Here is a 26,666-nt window from a genome sequence, read left to right on the forward strand (position 1 = left end):
CGCTTATTAGGTCCACGCGTTCTGTATGTCAAACAGCAGATCGCAACCGGGATGGCTCAACTCCCCCCGAGCGCTGCCAATCTTTGACGTTTCCCGTGTCGATCCCCACCATGTTAGAAGCAGGCTCCACCGCGAGACCAAGCTGCCGTGTCAGCCGCCCCCGACAAGCCCGCCCTTCCCCTGACCGAAATGCTGCAGGATGCCGAAGCCGGCGTGGCCCGGCTGCTGGATTCGGGCCACCGGCGCGACAAGGCACAGAAGCGCCAGCTTCTCGTCGCAGCGCTCCGCCGACTGCTCGACGACGGGCAGGCCTCGGCACGCAGCATTCTCGAAAACCAGCGCAGCGGGCTTGCCTGCGCGCGCCGGCTGTCCGCCGTGATGGATGCGGTCATCGTGGCGCTGCACAAAGCGGCGACCAGCTATTTCTACCCGGCCGACAACCCTTCGCAGTCCGAGCGCATCGCGGTGGTGGCCGTCGGGGGCTATGGCCGCGGCACGCTGGCGCCGGGCTCCGACGTCGACCTGCTCTTCCTGTTTCCGCACAAGCAGACCGCCTGGGGAGAGAGCGTGGTCGAGTCGATGCTCTATCCGCTCTGGGATCTGAAGCTGAAGACCGGCCACTCCGTCCGCTCGGTCGACGACTGCATCCGCGAAGCCCGCGCCGACATGACGATCCGCACGGCCCTGCTGGAGGCGCGCTTCCTGGCCGGCGACCGGGCGTTGTTCGACGAGATGGTCCGGCGCTTCGACGCGGAGGTGGTCGAAGGTACGGCGGCGGCCTTCACCGAAGCCAAGCTCGCCGAGCGCGAGACGCGCGTGCAGCGCGCCGGCGCGTCGCGCTATCTGGTCGAGCCCAATGTGAAGGACGGCAAGGGCGGGCTGCGCGACCTCAATACGTTGTTCTGGATCGCGAAATACGCCTATCGCGTGCAGGATGTGCGCGACCTCGTCGCCGCCGGGCTGTTCGACAAGCAGGAACTGCAGATGTTCCAGCGCTCGGAGGATTTCCTGTGGCGGGTGCGCTGCTGGCTGCATTTCATCACCGGGCGTGCCGAGGAGCGCCTTTCCTTCGATCTGCAGCAGCAGGTCGCGGCAGCAATCGGCTTCGCGGGGCGCAGCGGCCAGGCGCCGGTGGAGCGCTTCATGAAGGCGTATTTCCTCGTCGCCAAGGATGTCGGCGATCTCACTGCCATCGTCTGCGCCGCGCTGGAGGCGCGCCAGCAGAAGCCGCGCGCCAGCCTGTCGCGCCTGCTCGGCTCCTTCGCCAAGCGCAAGCGGGTGCGCGCGCTCGGCCATACCGATTTCACCCTGAAGGGCCAGCGCCTGGCTGTCATCGACGACAGCGCCTTCGAGCGCGACCCGGTCAACCTGATCAGGCTCTACCAGATCGCCAGCCGCGAGGATCTCGCCATCCATCCGGATACTAGCCGGCTGGTGACGCAGTCGCTGAAACTGGTCACGCCGGGCCTGCGGAACGACCCGGAGGCCAACCGCATCTTCATCGAGATTCTGACCGCGCGGCGCTCGCCGGAGGTGGTGCTGCGGCGGATGAACGAATCCGGGCTGCTCGGCCGGTTCATCCCGGATTTCGGCCGGGTCGTGGCGATGATGCAGTTCAACATGTACCACCATTACACGGTGGACGAGCATCTGATCCGCGCCATCGGCGTGCTGGCCGAGATCGATGCCGGGGGCCTGGAAGCCGAGCACCCGCTCTCGAACGAGATCATGCCAAGCATCGCCAATCGGCGCGCGCTCTATGTCGCGTTGTTCCTGCACGACATCGCCAAGGGGCGGCCCGAGGACCATTCGATCGCGGGCGCGCGCATCGCCCGCAAGCTCGGCCCGCGCTTCGGGCTGACGCCGGGCCAGACGGAGACGGTCGCCTGGCTGGTCGAGCACCACCTCGACATGTCGACCATCGCCCAGAGCCGCGACCTCGGCGACCCGAAGACGATCGAGAGCTTCGCCGCCACGGTCCAGACGCTGGAGCGGCTGAAGCTGCTGCTGATCCTGACGGTCGCCGACATCAAGGCGGTCGGCCCCGGCGTCTGGAACGGCTGGAAGGGCCAGCTCCTGCGCACGCTCTACTACGAGACCGAGATCGTCCTCACCGGCGGCCATTCGGCAGTCGAGCGCAAGGTCCGCATCGGCCAGAAGCAGGACGGCCTGCGCCAGCGCCTCGCCGATTGGGAAGAAGAGGAGCGCGAGGCCTATATCGCGCGCCATTATCCGGCCTATTGGATCAAGGTCGACCTCGGTGACCAGGAGCGGCATGCCCGCTTCCTGCGCCAGGCCGAGAAGGCCGGCCGTACCACCGCCACCATGGTCGAGACCGACCAGTTCCGCGGCGTGACCGAGCTCACCGTGCTCGCGCCCGACCATCCGCGGCTGCTCGCCATCGTCACCGGCGCCTGTGCGGCGGCGGGCGGCAACATCGTCGACGCGCAGATCTTCACCACCAGCGACGGGCTCGCGCTCGACACGATCTCGGTCTCGCGCGCCTTCGAGCGGGACGATGACGAGTTGCGCCGGGCCGAACGCATCGCCGCCGCGATCGAGCGGGCGCTGAAGGGCGAGATCAAGATCGCGGATCTGGTGGCGCAGCGGCGCGCGCCCCCGCCGCGCGGCCAGACCTTCCAGCTCGCGCCGGAGATCGTCATCGACAACGTGCTCTCGACCCGCCACACGGTTCTGGAGGTGTCCGGACTCGACCGGCCGGGCCTGCTCTACGACCTCACCACCGCGATCGGGAAGCTCAACCTGAACATCGCCTCGGCGCATATCGCGACCTTCGGCGAGAAGGCGGTCGACGTTTTCTATGTCACCGACCTGACCCATGCGAAGATCACCTCGACGGCGCGCCAGCTCACCATCCGCAAGGCCCTGCTCGAGGTCTTCGAGTTCGAGGGCGCCAAGGCGGCCTCGAACCGGACGAAAGTCCCGGCGCGTGCTTGATTTAGGGCGCCATAAGCCCGATATCGGCTGCGAACGCAGCCGCGCCCCCGGGCAATGTTCCACGACGCCCGGCCATGTCCGGCGCGGCGGGCCAGATGAAGGGAATTGGAAGACGCGATGACGCAGAACCCTGCGACGGAAGACCCGAACCTCGAAGCCGCAGCCAACGCTCCTGAGCAGGCTCAGGCTACCGAAGGAGGCAGCGAGGCCCGGATCACGGCGCTTCAGGCCGAGCGCGACGACCTCAAGGACAAGCTGCTGCGCACCCTCGCCGAGATGGAGAACCTGCGCCGGCGCACCGAGCGCGAGATTTCCGATGCGAAGGCCTATGCCGTGACCAGCTTTGCGCGTGACCTGCTCGGCTCCTCGGACAATCTGCGCCGGGCGCTGGAAAGCGTTCCGGACGCGGCCCGCAACGCCGCCGACGCAACGCTGAAGGCGCTGTATGACGGCGTCGAGCTGACCGAGCGCGAACTGCTCAAGACCCTGGAGCGTCATGGCGTCCGCCGGGTCGATCCCCAGGGCGAGAAATTCGATCCGAACCTGCACCAGGCGATGTTCGAGGCGCCCGACGCGGCCATCGCCAAGGGGCTCGTCTCCAAAGTCGTCCAGATCGGCTACAAGATCGGCGAGCGCGTGCTGCGCCCGGCCCTCGTCGGCGTCTCCTCCGGTGCGCCGAAGGCGGCCGAGCCCCCGGCGGGCGAGACCGGCGGCGACGAGCCCAAGCATCACTAGCCAATCGCCATTGTCGGAAGGCCGCTGATCGATGTTCGAGGGCGCCGGCGTCGCCATCTTCGCGCTGACCGGAGCCCTCGTCGCAGCCCGAAAGGGCATGGATCCGTTCGGCTTCATCCTGCTGGCGACCGTCACCGGCGTCGGCGGCGGGACGCTGCGGGAGCTGCTGCTCGGGCACAGTGCCTTCTGGGTGCGCGATCCCACCGACGTCGTCATCTGCACCGTGGTCGCGCTCGGCGGCTGGGTGCTGGCCTATCTCCGGCCGGGCGTGCTCGAAGGCTGGAGCGGGCGGCGCCTGCTGCTTTGGGCCGATGCGGCTGGCCTCTCCCTCTTCGCCGTCATCGGCACGCTGAGGGGCCTCGATTCCGGCGCCCCGGTGATGTCGGCGGTCGCGCTCGGCGCGATGACCGCGACCTTCGGCGGCATCCTGCGCGACATCCTCGCCGGTGACCGGCCGATGGTGCTATGGAGCCGCGAATTCTACGTCACCGCCGCGACGGCCGGCGCCGCGACCACCGCCTTGCTGGTCGGGCTCGGCCTCACCGGCCTCATCGTCATGCTCGGCGGCGTCGCGGTGGGGTTCGGGTTGAGGGCCGGCTCGCTCCTGTTCGGCTGGTCGTTCCCGCGACTGCCGGGAAAAGCGGCCGACTAGCTCAATCCGGCTTGGTCACACGCCGCAGCGTCAGGTTGATGCGGCCACCTTCGGGCAGCAGCGTCGAGGAACCCGACAGGATGCGGTCGATGCCGTGATAGGCCAGCCGCGCCTCGCCGCCGAACAGCAACACATCGCCGGAAGCGAGCTTCAGCGACGTCGTCTTGCCACCGCGCGTCGTGCCGCCGATCCGGAAGAGCGCGGCATCACCAAGCGAGATCGAGAGAACGGGTGCCTCGAAATCCTGCTCGTCGCGGTCCTGATGCAGGCCCATCTTCGTGCCGGCCGCGTAGTAGTTGACGAGGCAGGCCTCGGGCGGATGCGGATAGCCGGAGAGTTCCTCCCACAGCGCCAGGAGCGGCGCGGGCAGGAGCGGCCAGGGCTCCTTCGTCTCGGGATGGAGCGGCTGGTAGCGATAGCCACTCTCGTCCGAGACCCAGCCAAGCGGGCCGCAATTCGTCATCCTGACCGAGAAGGGCTTGCCCGTCTTCGGCATGCGCGGCTGGAAGAACGGCGCCCGGCGCGCGACCGCGCGCAGCTCGGCCAGAAGCGCGCCCTGCTCGGCGGCCGAAAGCCGGCCCGGCCAGTGGAAGACGCCCGGAGCGACGACGAGGCGCGTCATGGCTGTGTCCGCTTTCCTCGCCTAGAGCGCGTCGAGGCCGAGCACATCGGCCATCGAATAGAGTCCCGGCGCCCTGCCCCGGCCCCAGAGCACCGCCCTGATGGCGCCCTGCGCGAAGAGACTGCGGTCCTCCGCGACATGGGCGAGCTCCAGCCGTTCGCCAGCGCCGGCGAAGATGACCTTGTGATCGCCGACCACGGTGCCGCCGCGCAGCGCCGCGAAGCCGATCGTGCCCGGGGCGCGCGCGCCGGTGATGCCGTCGCGCCCGGCAACACGTTGCTCGGCCAGCTCGACGGCGCGTCCTTCGGCGGCCGCCTCGCCGAGCAGAACGGCGGTGCCCGAGGGGGCATCGACCTTCATGCGGTGATGCATCTCGACGATCTCGATGTCCCAATCGGTGCCGAGCGTGGCGGCAACCTTGCGGACGAGGGCCGCGAGCAAATTGACGCCAAGGCTCATATTGCCGGAGCGGATGATCGGGATGCGCCGTGCCGTCTCGGCCAGCGCCTGCAGGTGAGACGGTTCCAACCCGGTGGTGCCGACGACATGGAGGATACCGGCCTCGGCTGCGAGGCCGGCGAAAGCGACGGTCGCCTCGGGCGAGGTGAAATCCAGCACCGCATCGGCCATTGCGAAAGCCGCGGCAGGATCGCCGGTCACCGTCACGCCGAGTAGCGGCAGGCCGGCGAGCGGACCGGCATCGGCCCCGAGGGCCGGGGAGCCCGGGCGCTCCACGGCCGCGACGAGCCGGCAGCCCTGCGCCTGGTCGATCGCCTTGATCAGCATGCGGCCCATGCGCCCTGCGGCACCGACGACGACGAGACGCATGTCACTCATGGGCAGGCTCCGAAACAGCTTCCGGCCGGAAGCGGGATGTAGACAAATCCCGCTATAAGCCGGTTCGGCGAGCCGCGACACCCGAAACCGCGCGAGAGGGAGCGCATACGAAAAACGGCCGGGTCACCCCGGCCGTCGCTGGATATCTGCGCTGGGCAATGCCCGCGTTCAGGCTGCCTGCTGGATGCCCGAGAGCTTCCACTCGCCGCCGCGCTCGCGCTGGAAGGTCCAGAACTCCCTGACCTCCTGCGGTGCGGTCGCATTGCCGTCGACGACGCGGCCGCTCTTGCGGTCATAGAGCGCGTTGATCAGGCTGAAGCGCATGGAGACCGTGGCGTAGTCGGTCGTGCCCTCGCGCCAGGCTTCCGACAGGTCGCCCTGCAGCAGCTTGACGTCGGTGACGCGGTCGGCGACCCCACGACGGGCGTTCTCGGTCAGATCCTCGTCGAAATAGCCGAACATCTCCGGCGTGACGCGCTGGCGCAGGCCGGCCTCGTCCTCATTCGAATAGGCGGTGTTGATCTCGCCGAGCAGGCGCTCGAAGGCGTTGAAGTCCGCGCCGTCGAGCTGGATCGGGGTGGACGCCGGCTGGGCCGCGCCACCGCCGAACCCGCCCATCCGCGCAGCAGCGGGCTGGGGCGCGTCGGGCCGCGCCCCCTGCGTCTCGCGGGCATAGGGCGCACCGGCACCAGCGAGCTGAGGCTCGGTGCGGCGGCGGAAGAAGCGGATAGCCAGCATGACGATGCCGACGATCAGGCCGATCTGCAGCAGGAAGCCGAGCAGGCCGCCGAGCGAGGCCAGGCCGCCGAAGAAGCCCGAGCCCGAGAGCAGACCGAACAGGCCCGCGCCGAGCAGGCCCGCGCCGATGCCCATCATCATGTTGCGGGCGAAGGACGGGCGCGCGGCCTGAGCGGCAGCGCCAGCGCCCATGCCCGGATTGGCATAAGAGGACGACGGAGCGGTGCTGCGCTGGAATGGCTGCGCGCCGCCGGGAATCGTATTGGTCGGCGCCGGGGCGCTGTTCGAATACCCTCCGCGGCTGCCCATGCTACGGCCGCCGCCGGGGCGCGCTTCCGCGGCCAGCGGTACCAGCATCAGGGCTCCAACGACCAGGGCGACGGCACGTCCGTGACGGGCGAGCGAGATCAGAGACATTGTTCCTCCCGGAGCCCCCATGGGCTCAACCTCCGGCAATATGGGAGAGGACAAGGCCGGCCGCAAGGCGGGCATTTGTTAACCGGCTGAAATATCTCACTATTTCAAATCAGTACATAATCATTCGTCGCGATCGGTGCCCCGTGGTAAACTGTGGTTCCGCCCGGCCTCTCCAGGGCGGAGGGAGAGCGCCATGTTCGCAGATGAAGCGAGGCCTCGCCGACACCGCCTGCTGAGCTGGCTCCTGGCTCTCGCGGTTCTGCTGCTTGTCACCGAAGCAGCCGCCGCGGAGCCAGCCATTCCGCTCGACGGCCCGCGCCTGGCCCAGGCGCCCGAGCCACTCTGCTTCTGCTGGAACGACGGCCGGAAGATCGCGGAGGGCTCCGCGTCCTGCATTCGCACGACCCAAGGTCGCAGGGTCGCGACCTGCGGACGCGTAACCAACATCATGTCCTGGCAAGTCACCGAGACCCCCTGCCCCGAAAGCTGAAGTCTTCGCAGCAGGAAACGGTTCGCGGTAACAGAAACGCCGCCGAGACATCTCCCGGCGGCGTCACTTCTTATGGCTCTTGTGGTCCTATCGACTGCGAGACTGACCCTTTGTCAGAACGCTCCCAAAACGATTGCCATCATGAAAACGAAAGCCGCACCCATGATCAACCGGTCGAGACGTAGCGTGACAGCCATCACACCCTCCTGTGTCATTGACCTGTCGCAGAACCTACCAGAACTGGCGGGGGCCGCAAGGGGGCAGCATCGTGGCAGCTCCGAGGCGAAGGCTAGATCATGCTTAAATCGAGGTTAAAGCATTGAATAGATTTGGGGATATTTCTGGCGACCAACAGTCTTTCCGACCGCCGGCGCGCAAGCTGTTCAGGGCCACCAAAGCGATCTTCTCGGAGGCTCGCAAGCCTGACCTCGCATTGATCGGGAACGCGAGGGAGAAGCGGAAGAATCGCGGCAGGTTAACGTCAAACACGCCCGATTAAGTCCGTATTCACCACTGTGCCAAAGTTAATCCGGCTGTGGCGGCCGGGGCGCAGTCGGTTGAGAAACCGTTCACCAAACGCTTCGCATTTGATTGGTCATGCGACGCGTGAAACTCGCCCTCATCGCAGTTGGCCTCGCCGGCGCCGCCGGGCTGGCCGGCTGCGGCAAATTCCAGAAAGCCCAGCGTGCGCCCTGGCGTGACCAGGCTGAAGCGACCTGCCTGCAATCCGGCCAGGTGCAGATCTCGAGCTATGTCAGCCTGCACGGTAAGGCCATCGACGGACCGGGAACCTGCGGCATGCAGCAGCCGCTCAAGGTCACGGCCCTGCAGAACGGCAGCGTCAGCCTGAAGAGCCCCGCCCTCCTCGCCTGCCCGGTCGTCGCGACGACCGACCAGTGGTTCGCCGAGGTGGTGCAGCCGGCTGCGATGAACATCTTCGGTGCACAGGTGATCGAGATCCGTGCCGGCTCCTATTCCTGCCGCTCGATGAACAACGGCACCTATACGACGCGCACCTCGGAGCACGCCTTCGGCAATGCCGTCGACGTGTTCTCCTTCCGGCTGAACGACGGTCGGACCGTCACGGTCAAGGAAGGCTGGCGCGGCTCGCCGGAAGAACAAAACTTCCTGCGCGAGGTCTTCGTGGGTGCCTGCACCTATTTCGGCACCGTGCTCGGCCCGGGCGCCGACCCGATGCATTACGACCACATCCATATCGACCTCGCCCGCCACACCAAGGGCCGGCACATCTGCAAGCCGATCATCAAGTACACGCCGAACTACAACCTGCCTCCTGCCGATCCGGGCCGGACCTATTCCTCGGCGCAGAACGCGCCGGCCACGCCGCGCGGAAGCGCCCCCGCTGCCGCGGCCTATGCCGGCGGCCCGATGCTGCGCCAGCCGAATGACGGCATGCGCCCGCCCGGCAGCGTGCAGGGTGGCTACCCGGTCGCGAATAACGGGCGCGGCCAGGACCACAGTCTCGACGCGCAGATGCGCTTCTTGCAGGACTATGATGCGCGCCAGCGCCAGGGTCAGAGTCAGGGCCGGTCGCGCTTCCAGCCGCAGCCTCTGCCGAGCGAGCAGCGCGGGCCGCTCGCCCTGCCCGGCGCCGTCGAACCCTCAGAAGAAGAGGCCGTGCTCGGCGATGGCGGCGGCTCCGGCGTCGTCGACCAGCAGGGATCGGACGAGGCCCAGCCGATCTCGCCGGACCATGATCCTTTCGCCTACAGCTCCGGACGGGTGACGAAGCGCCGCTGACCCCGGAGTTCAGGGCGAGGCCAGCACCTGCCGGCACTCCGGCGGCAGGGCATCGAGCGACATCGGCGGCTTGGGCTTGGGTTTCGGCCCCGGCTTCGGCTTGGGCGGATGGAAGATCGCCTTGTACTGACGCTCGACCCAGCCGGTCAGCTCCGCCCCGCAGCCATCGCCGAAATTCGGCGGCTCCTGCGGCACGCAACTCGCCATGCCGGCCGGACAGGCCAGCCGGATATGAAAGTGGTAGTTATGGCCCCAGATCGGCCGGACCTTGTCGAGCCAGCTCCGATCCCCGGGCTCGCGGCAAAGCGCGACCTTCAGCGCCGGATTGACGAAGATGCGCTCCACCTTCGGATCCGCTGCGACGGTCCGGAGCAGGCGGACATGGGCCGGTGTCCAGTAGCGCGGGTCGACATCACGCCAGTCGGAGCGGGCCATGTTGACAGCAGGCATGTTCTCGCGCTGGTCGCGATCGAGCCGGCCCTTCGGCATCGGCGTTAGCCAAACGTCAGCGTCCAGGCCGATCTGATGCGAGGCATGGCCGGTCAGCATCGGCCCACCTCGCGGTTGCGACATGTCGCCGACCAGAAGCCCGGCCCAGCCGGTGATGCGCGGCACGTCGCGGGCGAGCTTCTCGAGATAGTCGATCAGCACCGGGTGGCCCCAGTTGCGGTTGCGGTTGAGCCGCATCACCTGCCAACTCGGTCCGTCGAGGGGCAGTGCCGCGCCACCGGCGAGGCAGCCGCGGGCATAGGAGCCGATGGCCCGCGGCGGCAGATGCGCGGGCGTCGTCTTCTGGCCGAAGAGCGAGCGGGCGGCATCCGGCCAGTTGGCGATGTTGGCGGCACGCGTCCGCGCCTCCTGGTCAGCCGTGGACTGGGCCTGGGCCGAGACAGGCGCGAGGCCAGCCATGATGGCGAGGAAAGCAGCGATTCGGATGGCGTGGCGCATCGATGCAGGATCGTCGCCGCCAAGGTCGATGGTCAAGCAGGCGAATGGACAAGGCGAGCTGCTGATTGCAGCGTAGCGGGGAAGGCGGCGAGGTCGCCGGATGCAAAAACGGAGGAAAGCCATGCCAGCCCGCATCGATCGCCGCTCCCTGCTCGCCGGCACCGGCGCCGTACTGCTCAGTTCGGGACCAGGCTTCGCCCAGCAACCCTGGCCGCAAGGACGCCAGATCAAGCTCATCGTGCCGTTCACGCCCGGAGGCGCGACCGACGTGCTCGGCCGGCTCGTCGCCGACAAGCTCAGCCAGACATGGGGCAATGTGATCGTGGTCGAGAACCGCCCCGGCGCCGGCAGCAATATCGGGATCGAGGCCGCAGCGAAGGCCGAGCCGAACGGCGATACGCTGCTGATCGCCTCGGTCGGGCTCGCCACCAACCGCTACCTCTATGCGAAGGTGAACTACGACCCGGTGAAGGATCTCGCTCCGATCACCATGGTGGCGCTGGTGCCCAATCTGCTCGTCGTGCGCAACGACCTGCCGGTGCAGAACGTCGCCGAGCTCGTCGCCTATGCCAAGGCCAATCCCGGCAAGCTGACCTATGCCTCCTCCGGCGTCGGTACCTCGCTGCACCTCTCCGGCGAACTGTTCCAGAAGCTCACCGGCACGAAGATGGTGCATGTGCCCTATCGCGGCTCCGCCCAGGCAGTCCAGGACCTGATGGGCGGCCGTGTCGACCTGATCTTCGACAACATCACCTCGTCGCTGCCCCAGGCGAAGAGCGGCACCATCCGCGGCCTCGGTGTGACGACGGCCAAGCGCGCGCCGACGGCGCCGGAATATCCGCCGATCGCGGAAACCGTGCCCGGCTTCGACGTCTCGTCCTGGTTCGCGCTGTTTGCGCCGGCGAAGACGCCACAAGCGATCATCGACAAGATCCAGGCCGACACCAAGGCCGGTGTCGCCGACCCCGCCCTCCGCGCCAAGATGGACGCGCTGGCAGCGGAGCCAGGCGGCTGGGCGCCGGCCGAGTTGGGGGCGTTCCTGCAATCCGAACTGACGAAATGGGGCGGCCTGATCAAGGAGACCGGCATCAAGGCCGATTAGAGCGTCTGCTGACGCGGAGCACAGTTTCCGCGGCGGCGGAGGCGCCATCGGGCGGAACAGCCCTTCTCAACCGGGGTTTCCTTGTCGACTGCGTCATTTGGCGCGAAGAACAAGGAAACCCTCATGTCTACGCTTCTGATTGTCCTGCTGGTGATCCTGCTGCTCGGCGGCGGCGGATATTACGGACATCGCAGCTATGGACCGGCGGGACTCGGCGGTGTCGTCGGCCTGGTCCTGGTGGTCGTGCTGATCCTATGGCTTCTGGGCGCCATCGGCGGCGCTCCGCTCAGGGTCTGACGGAACGGGTCCGGTCGGCCGGCCGGTCAGGACCGGCCGGTGTCATGCTCCCAGACGGCCACCGCCGCGGCGAGATCCTCGAGCGCGACGCCGACCGACTTGAACAGCGTGATGCCGCCGCCGGCAACGCCGCCCTCGATGCGCCCATGGCAGAGATCGGCCAGCGTGCCGGCCACCTTGTCGGCGCTGTAGCTGCCTTCGGCGATCGCAACCGCGACATCGCCGCCCTCGTCGATCGCCTTGCTAGAATCGACCACCACACGGGCGCGATGCAACGCATCGGCATCGGCCTCGCGCATCTGCATGGTGAAGCCGCCGATCAGGTCGAGATGCGCCTCGCGCTTGAGCCAGTGCCCGTGGATCAGCGGCTCGGTGGCGTTTGTGGCGCAGGAAATGATGTCGGCCGTGCGGGCCTCGCCTTCGAGATCGGTCGTGGCGCGCGCGGCGATGCCGTCCTTCGCCAGCTCCGCCACCGTGGCCTCGGCCGCTTCCGGCCGCCGCGCCCAGATCGCGATGTCGGTCAGCGGCCGCACCGAACGGTGCGCCTTGACGATGAAGGGAGCGAGCGCCCCCGCTCCGACCATCAGCATGTGACTGGCTTCGGGATTGGACATGTAGCGCGACGCCAAAGCGGAAGCCGCGGCAGTGCGCCAGGTCGTCAGGCGATTGCCGTCCATCACGGCGAGCGGCCGGCCGGTCGCACCATCCATCAGCAGATAGGCGCCCATCACGCCCGGCAGGTTGCGCTTGCCATTACCGAAGAAGACCGAGACGATCTTGGTGCCGATATAGGGCTTTTCCGCCGCCGGGCCGCTCCAGGCGGGCATGGTCAGCAGAATGGCATCGTCCTCGCCCGGGCGCTCGATGGCGTATTGGCCGCGCTTGGGTGCGACGACCTCACCGCGAAACGCCTCGTCGAGGATATCGATCAGTCCCGGATAGTTCAGGGCCGCGTCGATCTCGGCCGCATCGAAAAGGCGCATCAATTCCGTCCGTCGGTCAGGGCGGGCAAAGCAGAATCAGGCACGGCCGAGCGCAGCGCCTGCGTTTCCGAACGCAGGACCTCGACCTCGCGGCGGCTGCGACGCGCCGCCTTGCGATGCTTGCCCTGAGCCAGCCAGGAGGCCAGCCCACCGACGAGCACGCCCAGGAAGATCGCCGCCAGCACGACCAGGAAGAGCGGGATTTCATAAGACAGCGTCGGCAGGTCGCGACTGAACGGGTCGAGCGAGATCCGGACCGGACCCCGGTTGGCAATCGAGAACAGCACGATCAGCAGCGCGATCGGCACCAGAACCAGCGCCTTGAAGAAGGCCTTCATCGCAATCTCCGTGCCGGCATGCGCGGAAGCTGCCGGCTCTCAGGGCTCAAGCCTTGCCGTTGAGGCGCAGGCGCAGCTCCTTGCCCGTCTTGAAGACGGGAACGAACTTCTCCTCGACCTCCACCGCATCGCCGGTGCGCGGGTTGCGGCCGATGCGGGCCGAGCGCGCCTTGCGGGAAAAGGCGCCGAAGCCGCGCAACTCCACCCGGTCCCCTCGCGCCAGCGCCTTCACGATCTCGTCCAGGATCGCAGAGACGATGTTCTCGATATCGCGCTGATAGAGATGGGTGTTCTGCTCGGCGATCCGCTGAACGAGTTCTGATTTAATCATCGCTGGAGTATAACCATTTGTATCAACATCACTTTTCAGCGGCAGGCTGCCAGAGCGCCAGAGGCTCGTCAAGCCGCAAGCCGACAGGCTGATCCGCCGCCCGCGCAATCGTCGCCGCCAGCCCGTCGAGGCCGGCCAGACGCGCCGAGACCTCGGCCAGACTCCACAGCCCGAAGCGCGAAGAACTGCTGCGCGGGCGCCAGTCGCGGACCTTCAGGTCCTTGGCGACTTTCTTCTCCTTTTCGAGCCAGGCGATGCCCTCGCGCTCGCCGCCGAGCTCGTCGATCAATTTGAGGCCGAGCGCCTGCCGACCGGAGAAGACGCGCCCGTCGGAGGCCGTGCCGAGCTGCGCGTCATCGAGGCGGCGCCGGTCATGCACCATCTGCTTGAACCAGCGGTAATTGTCATCGACGACGCTCTGCAGCGCGGCGCGCGCCTCCGGCGAGGTCGGTTCGAAGCCGTTCGGCGCCGCTTTCAACGGGCTCGACTTGATCTCCTCGACCTTGACGCCGACCGTGCCGAGAAGCTGGCTGACATTGGGATACTGGAAGAGCACGCCGATCGAACCGACGAGCGAGGTTTCACGCGCGACGATATGGTCGGTGCTCATCGCCGCGATGTAACCGCCGGAGGCGGCGAGGCCGCTGACCACGGTGACGATCGGCTTCTTGCCGGCCAGCTCGCGCAGCGCCACATGCAGCGCCTCGGCGCCAGAGGTCGTGCCGCCAGGGCTGTTGACGTCGAGCACGACGGCGGAAACCGTCTTGCTGTCGCCAACCGACTTGATCAGGTCGAGTGTGCGGCGATCGCCCGAGATGAAGCCGGAGATGGAGACGCGGGCGATGTGCGGGCTGGACAAGGACACCGTGCCGTCATCGCGCCAGGCGAGGCCGCCGACGACCGCCGCGGCGATCACACCGAGCACAGCCAGCACGCGCCAGAGCGTCAGCTTGCGCCGCAGGCTGCGGCGATCGGCAAGCAGGTCGGCATCGGAGGCCATCGGGAAACTCCAGTAGGCTGCGGGCCCGTGATGTAGCCCCGTCCCGCCGGTCGGGCAAGGCGCGAGGCGTCGCCTAGGCCGCGACCGAGGCGCGCGCCCGGTCGAGCGCAACCAAAGCGAGCCCGCTCGCGACCGAGCGGAAGGCATCACCGATGTGAACCTTCTCTGCGCCGAAGCGCCGGTCGAACAGCGACCGCACAGCCGGCACATGCGAAGTACCGCCGGTCATGAAGACGGCCTCGATCCGGCCGCCATCGATGCCGGCTTCCGCCAGCGCCCGGTCGAGCGCCGTCTCGATGGCCCCGACATCCTCGGCGATCCAGCGCTCGAAATCGCTGCGGCGGATCGGCGTCTCGATCGCCACGCCCATCTGCACGAAGCGCAGCACCGTCTCGTCATGCTCAGAGAGCGCGATCTTGGCAGCCGAGACGGCGCGATAGAGCTCGTAGCCGAGATCATATTCGATCACGGTCAGCAGGTCCTCGAGCTTGCCGGGTTCGACCGCTTCGCGGATCAGGGCATGCAGCTCGGCCATGGTCTCGCGGCTCTTCATCAAGGAGAGCTTGTGCCATTGCGCGAAGGCGGCGTGGTAATGCGCCGGCACCGGCAGGAGTTTGCCGAAGGAACGGTATTCCGTGCCCTTGCCCAGCGCCGGCGAGACGGCGTGCTCGATGATGCGATAGTCGAAGGTGTCGCCGGCGACGCCGACGCCGGCATGGGAGAGCGGAATCGCCTCCAGCCCTCCGCGCTCGCCGGGCTCGAAACGCATCACCGAGAAGTCGCTGGTGCCGCCGCCGAAATCGGCGACCAGCATGGTCTGCGGGGTCTTCAAGTCGCGAGCGTACCAATAGGCGGCGCCGAGCGGCTCATAGGCGAAATCGACCTGATCCAGGCCCGCCTTGGCATAGGAGGCACCGAGGCGACCGAGCGCCAGCTCCTCGTCCGGCCGCTCGCCGGCGAAGACGACCGGGCGGCCCGAGATCAGCGGCAGCATCGCCGCATCCTCGAGCCCTTCGGTCAGATCGCCGAGAAAGACGCCGATCAGGTCCTCCAGCCGGAAGAGCTTGCCGAAGAGCCGCGTCTCCTGGAAGGCGCGACTGGAAAGATGGGTCTTGAGCGATTGCAGGAAGCGGTGCTCGCTGGTCATGCCAAGCGCCATGTCCAGCGCATCGGGGCCGCTGACATGGGTGATGCGGGCATGCGGCGGGCGTCCCTCGCGCCAGAACATCAGCGCCGAGCGATAGGCGTCGACCGCGCCCTGCTTCGTCGCGAAGGAGCGTGTCACAACCGAGCCGTCGGCCCCTGCCAGCGCCACGACGCTGTTGGTGGTGCCGAAGTCGATGCCGATGGCGGCGGGGGTCATGACGAGCTCCTTTCGCAAATGGACGGATCAGCCCTCGCCCCCAGAAACAGGCCTGCGCCTGCACCTCGGGTCGAGGGCTGTGAAGACAACCGAAACAAAAGCCCGCGCGGATCGCTCCGCGCGGGCTCTCTTGAATGTCCGGCCGCTTGCGCGGCCGAAGCCTCACTTCTTGTCGCTGGCCTTCTTGAGGGCCGCGCCCAGGATGTCGCCGAGCGAGGCGCCGGAGTCCTGCGAGCCGAACTGGGCGATCGCCTCCTTCTCCTCGGCCATCTCCAGAGCCTTGATCGAGACCTGGATCTTGCGGGCCTTCTTGTCGAAGAGAACGACGCGGGCGTCGACCTTCTCGCCGGGGGCGAAGCGCTCGGGGCGCTGCTCGGCGCGGTCACGCGCGAGCTCGGCGCGCTTGATGAAGGTCATCATGTCGGTGCCGACGATCTTGACGTCGAGACCCGAGTCCTTGACCTCGACCACCTCGCAGGTGACGACCTGGCCCTTCTTGAACTCGCCGGCATCCACGAAGGGATCGCCGCCGAGCTGCTTCAGGCCGAGCGAGATGCGCTCCTTCTCGACATCCACATCGAGAACGACGGCCTGCAGGACGTCGCCCTTCTTGTACTCTTCGATGACCTGCTCGCCCGGACGGTTCCAGTCGAGGTCCGAGAGGTGGATCATGCCGTCGATGTCGCCTTCCAGGCCCAGGAACAGACCGAACTCGGTCTTGTTCTTGACCTCGCCCTCGACAACCGAGCCCTGCGGATGCTGCTCGGCGAAGACTTCCCACGGGTTGCGCAGCGTCTGCTTGAGGCCGAGCGAGATGCGGCGCTTGACGGGATCGACCTCGAGGATCGCGACGTCGACTTCCTGCGAGGTCGAGACGATCTTGCCGGGGTGGACGTTCTTCTTGGTCCAGGACATCTCGGAGACGTGGATCAGGCCTTCGATGCCCGGCTCCACCTCGACGAACGCGCCGTAGTCCGTGATGTTGGTCACGCGGCCCTTGAGACGGGTGCCGACCGGGTAACGCTCGGCGATGCCATCCCACGGATCGGCCAGCAGCTGCTTGATGCCGAGCGAGATGCGGTGCGTGTCCTGGTTGATCTTGATGATCTTGACCTTGACCGTCTGGCCGATGGTCACGACCTCGGACGGATGGTTCACGCGGCGCCACGCCATATCGGTGACGTGCAGCAGGCCGTCGATGCCGCCGAGGTCAACGAACGCACCGTATTCGGTGATGTTCTTGACGACGCCGTCGATGACCTGGCCCTCTTCGAGCGAGGCGACGAGCTCGGAACGAGCCTCGGCGCGGGTCTCTTCGAGGACGGTGCGGCGCGACACGACGATGTTGCCGCGGCGGCGATCCATCTTGAGGATCTCGAAGGGCTGCGGCTGGCCCATCAGCGGGCCGACGTCGCGGATCGGGCGGATGTCGACCTGCGAGCGCGGCAGGAAGGCCACGGCGCCGTCGAGGTCGACGGTGTAGCCGCCCTTGACGGTGTTGAAGATCATGCCGGTGACCTTCTCGCGGGCCTCGAAGGCCTTCTCGAGCTTGACCCAGCTCTCTTCGCGGCGAGCCTTGTCGCGCGAGATGACGGCTTCGCCGAGCGCGTTCTCGATCCGGTCGAGATAAACCTCGACCTCGTCGCCGACGTTCAGCTCCTGCTCACGGCCGGGGCCGGTGAATTCCTTGAGCGCAACGCGCCCTTCCGTCTTCAGGCCAACGTCGATGATCGCCATATCCTTTTCGATGGCGACGACCTTGCCCTTGATGACGGAGCCTTCGAGGGCTTCGTTCTTGGTGAAGGACTCTTCGAGCAGGGCGGCGAAATCCTCGCGGCCCGCGTAGCTTTCAACTGCAGACATGTAATCTCCTGGGAGCCGGCCGCGTATCCCGCGGATGTCCGGCATGGCGCCGTTGGGTTGGTGTTGCAGGCCGGATCGCTGCCGTCGGCGCCTCCGCTCGGGAGGCTTCCGGCTCATCCAAGAGCCGCAGGCACCAGAGCCGCCGGAGATATCCGCATCCGAACACCGCGCCCCAGCATGAAACGGGAGCCAGCCTCAAAGGCCGCCCCCGGCGCATGATGGATCACGGCCATTCGGACAGGCGGGATTTAGTGCAATCGCCGCATCAGAGCAAGGGCCATTGGCCGGATACGCGGCCGAGACGGCGCTTTTCTTCGCGACTGCGCGCCTTTCACGACCGTCGCAAGCCGTCAAGATCAACCTGAAGGGTGCGGCTTCCTTGCGCCCCGGGTTTCATGCCACTCTGTCGCGCAGCATTTCGCGGGCTTTGGGGAGAGCGCTTCATGGGCTGGATCATTCTGGGGCTGATCGTCGTCCTCGCGATCTATCTGGTCATGACCTATAACGGGCTGGTGACGATGCGGCAGCGCGTCAACCAGGCCTTCGCCGACATCGACGTCCAGCTCAAGCAGCGGCACGACCTGATCCCGAACCTCGTCGAGACGGTGAAGGGCTACGCCACCCACGAGAAATCGACGCTCGACGCCGTGATCGCGGCGCGCAACGCCGCGCAGGGCGCCAGCAGCGTGCACGACAAGGCGGCGGCCGAGCAGCAGCTTTCCGGCGCCGTCGGCCGGCTGCTCGCGCTGGGCGAGGCCTATCCCGATCTGAAGGCGAGCGCGAATTTCCAGCAGCTCCAGGTCGATCTCGGCAATGTGGAGGACAAGCTCGCCGCGGCGCGACGCTTCTTCAACAATGCGGTCGGCGAATTCAACGCCGCGATCCAGGCCTTCCCGGCGATGCTGTTCGCGCCGCAGATGGGCTTCACCCAGCGCGAATTCTTCGATGTAGGCCCGGAGACACGCGCCCAGATCGAGACCGCGCCCAGCGTGAAATTCTGACGACAGGCGAGTTCCGGCCTGAAGCGCGTCGCAAGCCTTCAGTTTCGCTCTTGCGCTTCCGGTCTTTGGTGTTTCGCATGTCGTTATCGCAAAACCGCTGCGCACTTTCGCGCGACATGCTTTTTAGGGAGCGGCTGCGATGGCGCAGGCCTTCGGGCTCTATACCCATCAGCGCAATAACCGGATCAGGTCGAACCTCCTGATCGCCGGGCTCTTCCTGCTGGTCTATCTCACCACCTGGGGGCTCTTGCTGATCGCCTATGGCTATGGCGGGGTGCCGCGCGGGCACTCCGCCTTCAGCGAGGCGAACCGCGTCTTCCGGTCGTGGTTCCCCTTCATCACGCTGGCGACGATCCTGTGGGTCGTCATCGGCTTCCGCATGAATGTCGCGATGATCGGGGCCGTGACGGGAGCACAGGGCATCACCCAGGCGGAGAATCCCAAGCTCTACCGGATGCTGGAAAACCTCTGCATCTCGCGCGGCCTGCCGATGCCCAGGCTTGCCATCATGCAAAGCGACGCGCTCAACGCCTTCGCCAGCGGCGTCAACGACAAGCAGTTCACAGTCACCGTCACCAGCGGCCTGCTGGAACAGCTCAACGACCAGGAGGTCGAGGCCGTGCTGGCACACGAACTGACGCATATCCGCAATGGCGACGTCAGGCTGATGGTCATCGCCGTCGTCATCGCGGGGGTGATCTCGTTCGCCGGCGAGCTTGTCTTCCGCGGCTTCGGCCGCAGCAATATCCGCGTCTCCTCCGACGATTCGAAGAAGGGCAACGGGCTCGCCATCATCGTCGGCATCGCCGTGATCGCGATCTCCTGGTTCCTCGCGGTGCTGATCCGGCTGTCGCTGTCGCGCTCGCGCGAATACCTCGCCGATGCTGGCGCGGTCGAGCTGACCAAGAACCCCGACGCGATGATCTCCGCCCTGCTCAAGATCTCGGGGCGGGCCGACATCGACGGCGTGCCGTCGGGCGTCATGGACATGTGCTTCGAGAACGACCCGGACGATTTCGCCGACCTGTTCTCCACCCACCCTTCCGTCACCAAGCGCGTGCAGGCGCTGGTCGAGACGGCGGGCGGGCGGATGCCGGCGATGCCGCCGCATCCGCCGAAGATCGACCAGCGCCAGGACCTGCCGACGATGGTCGAGGAAAGCGCCGCGCGCGGGCCGTGGTCGCGCCCGCCGCAGGGATCGGGACCGGTCTGATCAGGCGACGAGCTTGGCGGGATCGATCTCGAAGACGAGCGGGTAGAACGTGTCCCAGCGGCTCCAGCGCTTCGAGCCGGCCTCGCTCGCGGCCCAGAGCTTGCCGTTCGGCGCGCAGCCCAGATCCTCGATGCCGCCCGGAGCCGGATAACGCGCCAGCACGGCCCCGGTCTTGGGGTCGAGGCGGGAAAGGGAGGCCGGCTTGTTCCCGGAGCTTTGCGAGATCCAGAGGCCCCCCTTCCGGTCAAAGGTCGCGCCCTGCACGAACAGCGGCAGGGGCAAGGTCGCCGCGGCATCGGACAAGCCGATCGGCCTTTCGCCTCCGGAGAGGACACGCGCCAGCGGCACCCCATAGAGGTTCGGCTCGCCTTTGCGGCGATAGGGCCCGAACCAGAGCGTGTCGGCCGTCGCAGCCAGAAAGGACGGCCCCATCGCCTTGTCGACCAGTCGCTCGCCGAGCGGAACGCATTCGCCCGCCGCGCAGGAGCGGGCGAAGTCGAGCACCAGCAGCCGGCCGGAATTGGCGACGAACACGTTATCCCCGACAGCCGCGAGGCCACCGGGATGACCGTAGGTTGCCGGCAGGGCGAAACTGCCGAGCAGGCGCCCGTCGGAGCGGGCCAGCCGATAGACGCGCGCCGGGCCGTTATCCTGCTCCAGCGTCTCGCTCTGATAGGCTGCGACGAGAATCTCGTTGCCGAAGACCGTCAGGCCCTGTGGGACGAAGCCGTCATTCAGCCCCGGCATCCAGTAGCGACGGCCGATCGCCGCCGCATTGGGCACGGCACTGAGATCACGCGCATCGTAGCGCGGCTCGTCGCCGGGCAGGCGCGGCCGTGCCAAGGCGACGGCGGGCGCCAGCACGAAGCCGGCTGCGGAGAGCAAGGCACCGCGGCGGGTGAGATTCATGACGTCAGCATCCGTCGCGGGCCCAATCGAGCGCTTCCTCCAGACGATCGTCTCCCCAGAACAGCTCGCTGTCCCCGGTGACGAAGAAGGGGGCACCGAAGATGCCGATCGACTTGGCATATTCGATCTCGGCGCGCAGGCGGCCCTTCACCTCCTCGCTGCGCGAGAGCGGGATCGCGGTGCCGGGCTCGCCGCCCGCTTCCTTCAGCGCGGCGCTGAGCACGGCCTCGTCGGCAATGTTGCGCCCCTCGCAGAACTGGGCGCGGAAGACCGCCTTGGAGAAGGCCGGTGTCCAACCGCCATCCCGCCCGGCAAGAGCGAGGCGCGCGGCCGTCAGCGAATTCTGCGGAAAATTCTCGGGCTTGAGCATCTCGATGCCGAGCCGCCGGGCGCGCCGGGCGGTATCGCGCCACATATAGCGTCCCTTGCTCGGGTAGAGCGCAAAGGGCGAGGTGTTCCAACCCTGTGCGGCGAAGATCGGCCCCAGCAGGAACGGGCGCCAGCGCAAGGTGACGCCGCCCTCCTCGGCCAATTTCTCGATTCTCAGGGCGCTCAGGCAGGAATAGGGCGACGCGAACTCATACCAGAAGTCCAGAACGGGACGATTCGGCATTCAGCCTCCGAACAGGTCGTCATGTCGTGTCGCGCCCCGCGAGCTTGTGCCCTGCGAGGCCCGACGGCAAGCGCGCAGAACGCACGCTCACGATGCGGGAAGCGAAGCCAATCCAGGCCCACCCATCAGCGGATGACGCGTGATCGATCAGAAGGTTCCGATTGCGTCGCCTCCATGGCTGCGATAGTGCGCCATTGCGTCCGAAACGCGGCCTCCCGGCCGCCAGCAGGAATTTGACACAGATGGCTGACAGCAGCGTGAAGAAGGTCGTTCTCGCCTATTCCGGCGGTCTCGACACCTCGATCATCCTCAAATGGCTGCAGACCACCTATCGATGCGAGGTCGTGACCTTCACCGCCGATCTCGGCCAGGGCGAGGAGCTGGGGCCTGCGCGCGACAAGGCGCTGCTGCTCGGCATCAAGCCCGAGAACATCTTCATCGAGGACCTGCGCGAGGAATTCGTGCGCGACTACGTCTTCCCGATGTTCCGCGCGAACGCCGCCTATGAGGGCGTCTATCTGCTGGGCACCTCGATCGCGCGGCCGCTGATCGCCAAGAAGCTGATCGAGATCGCCGAGAAGACCGGCGCCGACGCCGTCTCCCATGGCGCCACCGGCAAGGGCAACGACCAGGTCCGCTTCGAGCTCACGGCCTATGCGCTGAAGCCCGACGTCGTGGTGATCGCGCCCTGGCGCGAATGGGATTTGCGCTCGCGCGAGCAGCTCATCGCCTTCGCCGAGCAGCACCAGATCCCGATTGCCAAGAACAAGCGCGGCGAGGCCCCCTTCTCGGTCGACGCCAACCTGCTGCACGCTTCCTCGGAAGGCCGTGTGCTGGAGGACCCGGCGGTCGAGGTGCCGGACTATGTGTATTCGCGCACCGTCTCGCCGGAAGACGCGCCGGACAAGCCGACGATCATCACGATCTCCTTCGAGAAGGGCGACGCGGTCGCGATCGACGGCAAGAAGCTGTCGCCGGCAACGCTGCTCGCCAAGCTCAACGATCTCGGCCGCGACAACGGCATCGGCCGGCTCGACCTCGTCGAGAACCGCTTCGTCGGCATGAAGTCGCGCGGCATGTACGAGACGCCCGGCGGCACGATCCTGCACGCGGCCCATCGCGCGATCGAGTCGATCACGCTCGACCGCGGCGCGGCACATCTCAAGGACGAGCTGATGCCGAAATATGCCGAGCTGATCTATAACGGCTTCTGGTTCTCGCCGGAGCGCGAGATGCTGCAGGCCCTGATCGACAAGAGCCAGGAGTTCGTCACCGGCGACGTGCGCCTCAAGCTCTACAAGGGCGGCGTCCACGTCATCGGCCGGTCGAGCGACTACTCGCTCTACGACCAGGACCTCGTCACCTTCGAGGAAGGCGCGGTGGCCTATGATCACCGCGATGCAGCCGGCTTCATCAAGCTCAACGCGCTGCGCCTGCGCACGCTCGGCCAGCGCAAGAAGAAGCTCGGCCTGTAACCGCCTCCGGCGACTTTCCGGCACGCGCGACGGCGCGTGCCGCCCTGTCCCCGCGAACCGCAGCCCTGTTCGCGCGTTCAGCACTCACCTTTCACCGTGAGTGCCCTGCATGAACCGTTTCGCTTCCTTCGCCTCCGCCCTTGCCACGCTGCTGATCGCCGCGCCCGCCTTCGCGCAGGAAGTGCCTCCGAGCGGTAAACCGGCAACGCCCGAGATCGCGACCTGCAAGACCGCGGCGCTTCAGGCCGTCTCGGCCAAGGAACCGGATATCAAGGACATCTACATCGACGAGGATGGCGCTACCGTCGCCGTGTCCGAGGCGGAGGTCGAGACCATCCCGGTGACGCGCATCATCATGGCCGAGGCCTATCTGCGCACCGACCGCTCCGACAAGCCCCGCCGCTTCCTCTGCCTGCTCGGCGAGAAGAACAAGGTGCTGCTGACCTTCTTCACCTCGCGCTGAGAGAGCAAAGGCCGCCCCGGGATCAAGGCTCGTCGACGACCTCGGTCGAAGGCCGGTCGCGGCCATCGGCCAGTTCCTCGTGCCAATGACCTTCCCCGTCCTGATAGACGATGCCATCGGTGTTGCCGGCGAGGGTCTGACGAGCCGCGGCCGAGGTGGCAGCCTTCAAGGCCGCCTCATGCGAGCGAAAGGTCTCCGACAGAACGTCACCGACCTTGTAGGCCCAGCCACCGTCATGCTCGACGACTTCGTACTTGACTATCGCCATGGCAACCTCCGTCCAAAGACCGGGAAACCCGGCCCACGGGGTCAGGTTCCAGCTTGCTGCAACAGGAAACGCCGCAGATCCTCGACCTGCGCGGGCTCTAGCGCTCTCTTCGGTAGGATTTGATAGGTCGCCGGATGCGGCCAGAGCAACAGCAATCTGTCATTCTCAAGCCAGCGCCGGTAACTCGGCCAGCGATGCATGGAGTGGCCGGAAAGGGTTGCGGAGCTGAAGCCTTCCTCGTCCCAGCTGTAATGCAGCGGGCCCTGGAAGGCCGGCACGGCGCGCCAATTGCGCCGGGCCGCGCGCGGGCCGAGCAGCAGCACGATCAGCACCGGCAGGCCGAAGACCAGCAGCAGCGAGCCGAAGGCCGATATGGCGACGGTTCCGGCCAGGCCACCCAGCAGCTCACCATATAGTATCATCGAGAAGAAGGCCGTCGCGACACCCCAGAGCAGCGCCTGCTTCCAGCGCTGCGGCGGCCGGCGAAAGCCGGCGCGCAGGATCAGTCTCTGGGCGGCGACAAGATCGGCGTGTCCGATCTCGACGACCGTCTCCCGCCGGATCATCCGCCCGCTCTCAGGCTTCGCCCTGATCGGCCGCCCGCAGCCCTTCAAGCACCGGCATCGAGGTGATGTGATAGCCGGCATCGACGTGGTGGACGTCGCCGGTCACGCCGCCCGACAGCTCGGAGAGATAGTAGAGCGCCGCCCCGCCGATCTCCTCGAGCGTGACCGATTTGCGCAGCGGCGCGTTGGCGCGCTGCCAGGACAGCATGGCGCGCGCATCGGAGATGCCGGCGCCGGCCAGCGTCCTGACGGGGCCGGGCGAGAGCGCATTGACGCGGATGCCGCGCGGACCGTAGTCGCCGGCGAGATAGCGCACGCTGGCTTCCAGCGCCGCCTTGGCCACGCCCATGACGTTGTAGTTCGGCATGATGCGCATCGAGCCGCCATAGGTCAGCGTGATGATGCTGCCGCCATTCGGCATGCGCGCTGCTGCCCGCTTCGTCGCCTCGGTGAAGGAGAAGCAGGAGATCACCATGGTGCGCGAAAAATTCTCGCGGCTGGTGTCGGCATAGAGGCCCTTGAGCTCGTTCTTGTCCGAGAAGCCGATGGCGTGGACCAGGAAATCGAGCGTGTTACGCCCGGGGTCGCCGCCCCAGGCCTCGTCGAGCTGCGCGAAGGCTGCATCGACAGAGGCGATATCCTCGACGTCGCAGGGGATGACGAGGTCGGAACCGATGCTCTGCGCCAGCGGCTTCACGCGCTTGCCGAGCGCCTCGCCCTGATAGGTGAAGGCGAGTTCGGCGCCGTGCGCGTGCAGGGTCTTGGCGATGCCCCAGGCAATCGAGTTCTGATTGGCGACCCCCATGACGAGGCCGCGCTTGTTCTGCATCAGGGGGAGCATGATGCCCTCACGCCTCCAGGCGCTTCATCACGATGGTGGCGTTGGTACCGCCGAAGCCGAAGGAGTTCGAGAGGACGCAGCCCAGCTTGGCATTGTCGATGCGCTTGCGCACGATCGGCATGTCGGCGAAGGCAGGGTCGAGCTCTTCGATATGGGCGCTCTCGCAGATGAAATCGTTGTTGAGCATCAGCAGCGAGTAGATCGCCTCCTGCACGCCGGTCGCGCCGAGCGAATGGCCGGTGAGGGATTTGGTCGAGGCGATCGGCGGGGATGCATCGCCACTGCCGAAGACGTTGCGGATCGCCGCGATCTCCGGGCCGTCGCCGGCCGGTGTCGAGGTTCCATGCGGGTTGATGTAGTCGACCTTCGCTTTGACGGTCGCGAGAGCCTGCCGCATGCAGCGTTCACCGCCTTCGCCGGAAGGCTGGACCATGTCGTAGCCGTCCGAGGTCGCGCCATAGCCGACGATCTCGCCATAGATCTTGGCGCCGCGCGCCTTGGCGTGCTCCAGCTCCTCCAGCACGACGACACCGGCGCCACCGGCGATGACGAAGCCGTCGCGATTCACGTCGTAGGCGCGGGAGGCGGCCGCGGGAGTGTCGTTGTATTTCGAGGACATCGCGCCCATGGCGTCGAAGAGGACGGAGAGCGTCCAGTCCAGTTCCTCGCAACCGCCGGCGAAGATGACGTCCTGCTTGCCCCACTGGATCAGCTCATAAGCGTTGCCGATGCAGTGGTTCGAGGTCGCGCAGGCCGATGAGATCGAATAGTTGACGCCCTTGATCTTGAACCAGGTCGCGAGCGTGGCCGAGGCGGTCGAGGACATGCCCTTGGGCACGGCGAAGGGACCGACCTTCTTGGAGGAGCCGCTCTCGCGCGCCTTGTCGTAGGCGTCGATGAGCGCACGGGTCGAGGGACCGCCCGAGCCCATGATGATGCCGGTGCGCTCGTGGCTGATCTCGCCGGGTTCCAGGCCTGAATCGACGATCGCCTGCTCCATCGCGACCTGATTCCAGGCGGAACCGCCGCCGTGGAAGCGCATGGCGCGCCGATCCAGCACGCTCGCGGCATCCAGCGTCGGCGCGCCGTGGACGCGGCTGCGGAAGCCGTGCTCGGCGAAGTCCTGCGCGAAGGAGATGCCCGATTTCGCCTCGTGCAGCGAGGCCAGGACCTCCTGCGTGTTGTTGCCGATGGACGAGACGATGCCCATCCCGGTGACGACGACGCGTCTCATATTTGCTTCTCTCCAGCTCTCAGCCCACGGCGAGGCGAGCCTCGCCGCTCTGGATTCCTGATCGCGCAAATGGACCGTAAGGGCGCCGCACGCAAGGCCGCGGCACGTTTTTCCTCAGGCCGCTTCGGGCTTGAACAGCCCCACGCGCATGTCGCTGACAGTGTAGATGCGCTTGCCGTCGGCTTCCAGCCAGCCATCGGCGATGCCGAGCACGAGCTTCGACTTGAAGACGCGCTTGAAGTCGACGCCATAAACGACACGCTTGACGCTCGGCAGCACCTGGTCGGCGAACTTGACCTCGCCGACACCCAGCGCCCTGCCCCGGCCCGGCAGGCCGAGCCAGCCGAGGAAGAAGCCGGTGAGCTGCCAAAGAGCGTCCAATCCAAGGCAGCCCGGCATGACCGGGTCGCCCTTGAAGTGGCAGTCGAAGAACCAGAGATCGGGCTTGATGTCGAATTCGGCGCGGACGAGGCCCTTGCCGTGTTCGCCGCCCTCTTCGGCGATCTCGGTAATGCGGTCGAACATCAGCATCGGCGGCAGAGGCAACTGCGCATTGCCCGGCCCGAACAGTTCCCCGCGACCACAGGCGAGGATCTCCTCGTAGCTGAAAGACGATTGACGCTGCATTCCCACTCCGCTCGGTTGCGC

Annotated in this window: 28 protein-coding genes; 11 read left to right on the forward strand and 17 right to left on the reverse strand. The window is 66.9% G+C overall.

What is annotated here, in order from left to right:
* Positions 1-189 precede the first annotated feature (189 nt).
* The 3 genes from CE453_RS23735 to CE453_RS23745 all read left to right on the forward strand — a co-directional run bounded on the left by CE453_RS23735 (position 190) and on the right by CE453_RS23745 (position 4,345).
* Positions 190-2,958 (forward strand): [protein-PII] uridylyltransferase, encoded by a 2,769-nt coding sequence (locus tag CE453_RS23735; protein WP_089178117.1) that lies wholly within the window; start codon positions 190-192, stop codon positions 2,956-2,958.
* Positions 2,959-3,075: 117 nt separating this feature from the next.
* Positions 3,076-3,693 carry a nucleotide exchange factor GrpE gene (grpE, locus tag CE453_RS23740; protein WP_089176818.1) on the forward strand — a complete coding sequence of 206 codons (618 nt, stop codon included), beginning with the start codon at positions 3,076-3,078 and terminating at the stop codon, positions 3,691-3,693.
* A 31-nt stretch (positions 3,694-3,724) separates the two neighbouring features.
* Positions 3,725-4,345, forward strand: coding sequence for a trimeric intracellular cation channel family protein (locus CE453_RS23745; protein WP_089176819.1), 621 nt, complete (start codon positions 3,725-3,727; stop codon positions 4,343-4,345).
* A 1-nt stretch (position 4,346) separates the two neighbouring features.
* Here the strand turns inward: CE453_RS23745 and CE453_RS23750 are convergent, their stop codons facing one another.
* From CE453_RS23750 to CE453_RS23760, 3 genes are all read right to left on the reverse strand, one after another.
* The gene (locus tag CE453_RS23750; RefSeq protein WP_089176820.1) at positions 4,347-4,967 is read right to left on the reverse strand and encodes an alpha-ketoglutarate-dependent dioxygenase AlkB family protein; all 621 of its coding nucleotides are present in this window, start codon (positions 4,965-4,967) and stop codon (positions 4,347-4,349) included.
* A 21-nt stretch (positions 4,968-4,988) separates the two neighbouring features.
* Positions 4,989-5,795, reverse strand: a complete 807-nt coding sequence (gene dapB, locus CE453_RS23755) for a 4-hydroxy-tetrahydrodipicolinate reductase (protein ID WP_089176821.1) — start codon at positions 5,793-5,795, stop codon at positions 4,989-4,991.
* A 177-nt stretch (positions 5,796-5,972) separates the two neighbouring features.
* Positions 5,973-6,959: a Tim44 domain-containing protein gene (locus CE453_RS23760; RefSeq protein ID WP_089176822.1), complete on the reverse strand. Its 987-nt coding sequence runs from the start codon at positions 6,957-6,959 to the stop codon at positions 5,973-5,975.
* Between the two features lie 193 nt (positions 6,960-7,152).
* Between CE453_RS23760 and CE453_RS23765 the strand changes: the two genes are divergently transcribed.
* The gene (locus tag CE453_RS23765) at positions 7,153-7,449 is read left to right on the forward strand and encodes a hypothetical protein (RefSeq protein ID WP_089176823.1); all 297 of its coding nucleotides are present in this window, start codon (positions 7,153-7,155) and stop codon (positions 7,447-7,449) included.
* A 606-nt stretch (positions 7,450-8,055) separates the two neighbouring features.
* Positions 8,056-9,210: an extensin-like domain-containing protein gene (locus CE453_RS23770; protein WP_248307858.1), complete on the forward strand. Its 1,155-nt coding sequence runs from the start codon at positions 8,056-8,058 to the stop codon at positions 9,208-9,210.
* 9 nt (positions 9,211-9,219) lie between these two features.
* Here the strand turns inward: CE453_RS23770 and mepA are convergent, their stop codons facing one another.
* Positions 9,220-10,158, reverse strand: a complete 939-nt coding sequence (mepA, locus tag CE453_RS23775; RefSeq protein WP_089178118.1) for a penicillin-insensitive murein endopeptidase — start codon at positions 10,156-10,158, stop codon at positions 9,220-9,222.
* A gap of 121 nt (positions 10,159-10,279) precedes the next feature.
* Here mepA and CE453_RS23780 point away from each other — a divergent pair, with 121 nt between their 5' ends.
* Positions 10,280-11,260 (forward strand): Bug family tripartite tricarboxylate transporter substrate binding protein, encoded by a 981-nt coding sequence (locus CE453_RS23780; RefSeq protein WP_089176825.1) that lies wholly within the window; start codon positions 10,280-10,282, stop codon positions 11,258-11,260.
* A gap of 123 nt (positions 11,261-11,383) precedes the next feature.
* Entirely contained in the window at positions 11,384-11,557 is a 174-nt protein-coding gene (locus CE453_RS23785; RefSeq protein WP_089176826.1) for a DUF3309 family protein, read from the forward strand.
* Positions 11,558-11,583: 26 nt separating this feature from the next.
* On the opposite strand, the gene lhpI is transcribed toward CE453_RS23785, so the two are convergent.
* The 6 genes from lhpI to rpsA form a co-directional block, all read right to left on the reverse strand.
* Entirely contained in the window at positions 11,584-12,540 is a 957-nt protein-coding gene (gene lhpI, locus CE453_RS23790; protein WP_089176827.1) for a bifunctional Delta(1)-pyrroline-2-carboxylate/Delta(1)-piperideine-2-carboxylate reductase, read from the reverse strand.
* Positions 12,540-12,878, reverse strand: a complete 339-nt coding sequence (locus tag CE453_RS23795; protein WP_089176828.1) for a LapA family protein — start codon at positions 12,876-12,878, stop codon at positions 12,540-12,542. The genes lhpI and CE453_RS23795 overlap by 1 nt, the downstream gene beginning before the upstream one ends.
* 46 nt (positions 12,879-12,924) lie before the next feature.
* On the reverse strand, positions 12,925-13,209 hold the full coding sequence (gene ihfB, locus CE453_RS23800; RefSeq protein WP_089176829.1) for an integration host factor subunit beta: 285 nt from the start codon (positions 13,207-13,209) through the stop codon (positions 12,925-12,927).
* Between the two features lie 28 nt (positions 13,210-13,237).
* The gene (gene sppA, locus CE453_RS23805) at positions 13,238-14,209 is read right to left on the reverse strand and encodes a signal peptide peptidase SppA (protein WP_089176830.1); all 972 of its coding nucleotides are present in this window, start codon (positions 14,207-14,209) and stop codon (positions 13,238-13,240) included.
* A gap of 73 nt (positions 14,210-14,282) precedes the next feature.
* Positions 14,283-15,572 carry an Hsp70 family protein gene (locus tag CE453_RS23810; RefSeq protein WP_089176831.1) on the reverse strand — a complete coding sequence of 430 codons (1,290 nt, stop codon included), beginning with the start codon at positions 15,570-15,572 and terminating at the stop codon, positions 14,283-14,285.
* A gap of 162 nt (positions 15,573-15,734) precedes the next feature.
* Entirely contained in the window at positions 15,735-17,435 is a 1,701-nt protein-coding gene (gene rpsA, locus CE453_RS23815) for a 30S ribosomal protein S1 (protein WP_089176832.1), read from the reverse strand.
* Positions 17,436-17,878: 443 nt separating this feature from the next.
* Between rpsA and CE453_RS23820 the strand changes: the two genes are divergently transcribed.
* Positions 17,879-18,436 (forward strand): LemA family protein, encoded by a 558-nt coding sequence (locus tag CE453_RS23820; protein WP_089176833.1) that lies wholly within the window; start codon positions 17,879-17,881, stop codon positions 18,434-18,436.
* A 139-nt stretch (positions 18,437-18,575) separates the two neighbouring features.
* The gene (locus tag CE453_RS23825; protein ID WP_089176834.1) at positions 18,576-19,649 is read left to right on the forward strand and encodes a M48 family metallopeptidase; all 1,074 of its coding nucleotides are present in this window, start codon (positions 18,576-18,578) and stop codon (positions 19,647-19,649) included.
* Here CE453_RS23825 and CE453_RS23830 read toward each other — a convergent pair whose 3' ends face one another.
* Together CE453_RS23830 and CE453_RS23835 are read right to left on the reverse strand one after the other, a co-directional pair.
* The gene (locus tag CE453_RS23830) at positions 19,650-20,558 is read right to left on the reverse strand and encodes an NHL repeat-containing protein (RefSeq protein WP_089176835.1); all 909 of its coding nucleotides are present in this window, start codon (positions 20,556-20,558) and stop codon (positions 19,650-19,652) included.
* 4 nt (positions 20,559-20,562) lie between these two features.
* Complete coding sequence (locus CE453_RS23835; protein WP_089176836.1) at positions 20,563-21,171, reverse strand: 2-hydroxychromene-2-carboxylate isomerase; 609 nt, start codon at positions 21,169-21,171, stop codon at positions 20,563-20,565.
* Positions 21,172-21,413: 242 nt separating this feature from the next.
* Here CE453_RS23835 and CE453_RS23840 point away from each other — a divergent pair, with 242 nt between their 5' ends.
* Positions 21,414-22,646 carry an argininosuccinate synthase gene (locus CE453_RS23840; protein WP_089176837.1) on the forward strand — a complete coding sequence of 411 codons (1,233 nt, stop codon included), beginning with the start codon at positions 21,414-21,416 and terminating at the stop codon, positions 22,644-22,646.
* A 109-nt stretch (positions 22,647-22,755) separates the two neighbouring features.
* Entirely contained in the window at positions 22,756-23,109 is a 354-nt protein-coding gene (locus tag CE453_RS23845) for a hypothetical protein (RefSeq protein WP_089176838.1), read from the forward strand.
* A 22-nt stretch (positions 23,110-23,131) separates the two neighbouring features.
* Here CE453_RS23845 and CE453_RS23850 read toward each other — a convergent pair whose 3' ends face one another.
* The 5 genes from CE453_RS23850 to fabA form a co-directional block, all read right to left on the reverse strand.
* Positions 23,132-23,377 (reverse strand): DUF2188 domain-containing protein, encoded by a 246-nt coding sequence (locus tag CE453_RS23850; protein ID WP_089176839.1) that lies wholly within the window; start codon positions 23,375-23,377, stop codon positions 23,132-23,134.
* Positions 23,378-23,418: 41 nt separating this feature from the next.
* Complete coding sequence (locus CE453_RS23855; protein WP_157733170.1) at positions 23,419-23,943, reverse strand: YcxB family protein; 525 nt, start codon at positions 23,941-23,943, stop codon at positions 23,419-23,421.
* A 10-nt stretch (positions 23,944-23,953) separates the two neighbouring features.
* Positions 23,954-24,784 (reverse strand): enoyl-ACP reductase FabI, encoded by an 831-nt coding sequence (gene fabI / locus CE453_RS23860; protein ID WP_089176841.1) that lies wholly within the window; start codon positions 24,782-24,784, stop codon positions 23,954-23,956.
* Positions 24,785-24,791: 7 nt separating this feature from the next.
* The gene (gene fabB / locus CE453_RS23865; RefSeq protein ID WP_089176842.1) at positions 24,792-26,018 is read right to left on the reverse strand and encodes a beta-ketoacyl-ACP synthase I; all 1,227 of its coding nucleotides are present in this window, start codon (positions 26,016-26,018) and stop codon (positions 24,792-24,794) included.
* A 114-nt stretch (positions 26,019-26,132) separates the two neighbouring features.
* Positions 26,133-26,645 carry a 3-hydroxyacyl-[acyl-carrier-protein] dehydratase FabA gene (gene fabA, locus CE453_RS23870; protein ID WP_089176843.1) on the reverse strand — a complete coding sequence of 171 codons (513 nt, stop codon included), beginning with the start codon at positions 26,643-26,645 and terminating at the stop codon, positions 26,133-26,135.
* Positions 26,646-26,666 lie beyond the last annotated feature (21 nt).

It is taken from the genome of Bosea sp. AS-1, from assembly GCF_002220095.1.
Lineage (GTDB): Bacteria > Pseudomonadota > Alphaproteobacteria > Rhizobiales > Beijerinckiaceae > Allobosea.

Bases quoted from the DNA above. Each gene is read 5' to 3' on its own strand.
- CE453_RS23735 (WP_089178117.1), top strand. From the start codon at position 190: ATGCTGCAGGATGCCGAAGCCGGCGTGGCCCGGCTGCTGGATTCGGGC.
- grpE (WP_089176818.1), top strand. From the start codon at position 3,076: ATGACGCAGAACCCTGCGACGGAAGACCCGAACCTCGAAGCCGCAGCC.
- CE453_RS23745 (WP_089176819.1), top strand. From the start codon at position 3,725: ATGTTCGAGGGCGCCGGCGTCGCCATCTTCGCGCTGACCGGAGCCCTC.
- CE453_RS23750 (WP_089176820.1), bottom strand. From the start codon at position 4,967: ATGACGCGCCTCGTCGTCGCTCCGGGCGTCTTCCACTGGCCGGGCCGG.
- dapB (WP_089176821.1), bottom strand. From the start codon at position 5,795: ATGCGTCTCGTCGTCGTCGGTGCCGCAGGGCGCATGGGCCGCATGCTG.
- CE453_RS23760 (WP_089176822.1), bottom strand. From the start codon at position 6,959: ATGTCTCTGATCTCGCTCGCCCGTCACGGACGTGCCGTCGCCCTGGTC.
- CE453_RS23765 (WP_089176823.1), top strand. From the start codon at position 7,153: ATGTTCGCAGATGAAGCGAGGCCTCGCCGACACCGCCTGCTGAGCTGG.
- mepA (WP_089178118.1), bottom strand. From the start codon at position 10,158: ATGCGCCACGCCATCCGAATCGCTGCTTTCCTCGCCATCATGGCTGGC.
- CE453_RS23780 (WP_089176825.1), top strand. From the start codon at position 10,280: ATGCCAGCCCGCATCGATCGCCGCTCCCTGCTCGCCGGCACCGGCGCC.
- CE453_RS23785 (WP_089176826.1), top strand. From the start codon at position 11,384: ATGTCTACGCTTCTGATTGTCCTGCTGGTGATCCTGCTGCTCGGCGGC.
- lhpI (WP_089176827.1), bottom strand. From the start codon at position 12,540: ATGCGCCTTTTCGATGCGGCCGAGATCGACGCGGCCCTGAACTATCCG.
- CE453_RS23795 (WP_089176828.1), bottom strand. From the start codon at position 12,878: ATGAAGGCCTTCTTCAAGGCGCTGGTTCTGGTGCCGATCGCGCTGCTG.
- ihfB (WP_089176829.1), bottom strand. From the start codon at position 13,209: ATGATTAAATCAGAACTCGTTCAGCGGATCGCCGAGCAGAACACCCAT.
- sppA (WP_089176830.1), bottom strand. From the start codon at position 14,209: ATGGCCTCCGATGCCGACCTGCTTGCCGATCGCCGCAGCCTGCGGCGC.
- CE453_RS23810 (WP_089176831.1), bottom strand. From the start codon at position 15,572: ATGACCCCCGCCGCCATCGGCATCGACTTCGGCACCACCAACAGCGTC.
- rpsA (WP_089176832.1), bottom strand. From the start codon at position 17,435: ATGTCTGCAGTTGAAAGCTACGCGGGCCGCGAGGATTTCGCCGCCCTG.
- CE453_RS23820 (WP_089176833.1), top strand. From the start codon at position 17,879: ATGGGCTGGATCATTCTGGGGCTGATCGTCGTCCTCGCGATCTATCTG.
- CE453_RS23825 (WP_089176834.1), top strand. From the start codon at position 18,576: ATGGCGCAGGCCTTCGGGCTCTATACCCATCAGCGCAATAACCGGATC.
- CE453_RS23830 (WP_089176835.1), bottom strand. From the start codon at position 20,558: ATGAATCTCACCCGCCGCGGTGCCTTGCTCTCCGCAGCCGGCTTCGTG.
- CE453_RS23835 (WP_089176836.1), bottom strand. From the start codon at position 21,171: ATGCCGAATCGTCCCGTTCTGGACTTCTGGTATGAGTTCGCGTCGCCC.
- CE453_RS23840 (WP_089176837.1), top strand. From the start codon at position 21,414: ATGGCTGACAGCAGCGTGAAGAAGGTCGTTCTCGCCTATTCCGGCGGT.
- CE453_RS23845 (WP_089176838.1), top strand. From the start codon at position 22,756: ATGAACCGTTTCGCTTCCTTCGCCTCCGCCCTTGCCACGCTGCTGATC.
- CE453_RS23850 (WP_089176839.1), bottom strand. From the start codon at position 23,377: ATGGCGATAGTCAAGTACGAAGTCGTCGAGCATGACGGTGGCTGGGCC.
- CE453_RS23855 (WP_157733170.1), bottom strand. From the start codon at position 23,943: ATGATCCGGCGGGAGACGGTCGTCGAGATCGGACACGCCGATCTTGTC.
- fabI (WP_089176841.1), bottom strand. From the start codon at position 24,784: ATGCTCCCCCTGATGCAGAACAAGCGCGGCCTCGTCATGGGGGTCGCC.
- fabB (WP_089176842.1), bottom strand. From the start codon at position 26,018: ATGAGACGCGTCGTCGTCACCGGGATGGGCATCGTCTCGTCCATCGGC.
- fabA (WP_089176843.1), bottom strand. From the start codon at position 26,645: ATGCAGCGTCAATCGTCTTTCAGCTACGAGGAGATCCTCGCCTGTGGT.